We start from the raw sequence: 798 nt of genomic DNA, 5'->3' as shown, positions 1-798 counted from the left end.
TGGCGTTGGCGTGTTTGATGATATTGTTCAGCCCCTCCTGACAGACGCGGAACAGAGTGACGCGCTGGCCTTCACTCAGCAATGATTCATCAATGCGCCAGTCGAGATGGCTGACGATGCCGCGGCTCTCCAGCTCCATCTCGCGCATCAGGGAGCGCACCGCCTGCTCCAGGGTCAGATCGTCCAGCTGGCGCGGACGCAGCCTGCCCAGCAGGCGACGCACCGAGTCATACACGCCCAGCGAGAGCTGTTCGATATGCGCCCCGCCCTGCTTCACCCCGGCGTTGTCCGCCGCCAGACGCTGGACGATACCCGCCTGGGTACGAATGGCGGTAATGGTCTGGCCGATGTCGTCGTGCAGTTCGCGGGCCACCTCCTGGCGCACGCTCTCTTCGGTCTCCAGCAGGCGTTCTGCCAGGCGGCGATTGCGCGACAGCTCAGTTTGCAGAGACTGGTTCAGCTCACGCAGGCGCTGAATGCCCGCCCCCAGAAGCAGCCCGGTCAGGCTCTGGGCCAGCAGAGAGAGCAGCAGATCCACCGGGTGATCGTGCCAGGTCTGGCTGGCAATCAGCGCGATGGCGTTCATCAGCGTGGCGATCAACGCCCCCTGCCAGCCGTAATGCCAGGCGAGTGCGATGATCGGCAGCGCCAGACAAAACGGCGTAAAGCGCGACAGCTCTGCGGGCAGGCCAAGCTGCAACCACAGGCTCACCACAAACAGCAGCAGATACCAGATGAGATGCCGGGCGCGCCAGTTGACGGGCTGAGAAACCAACGCCGGGCCAAGGGGCTGCCAGA

Annotated in this window: 1 protein-coding gene; it reads right to left on the bottom strand. The window is 64.3% G+C overall.

All coding sequences use genetic code 11. The features are described 5' to 3' along the window. On the bottom strand, nucleotides 1-798 hold a 798-nt coding region (uhpB, locus tag WFM46_RS23765; protein ID WP_336998729.1), incomplete at both ends, for a signal transduction histidine-protein kinase/phosphatase UhpB.

This window comes from Leclercia sp. M50 (assembly GCF_037150775.1).
Classification (GTDB): Bacteria; Pseudomonadota; Gammaproteobacteria; order Enterobacterales; family Enterobacteriaceae; genus Enterobacter.
The sequence above is the reverse complement of the archived record's forward strand: the minus strand, read 5'-3'. Positions and strand labels throughout refer to the sequence as shown.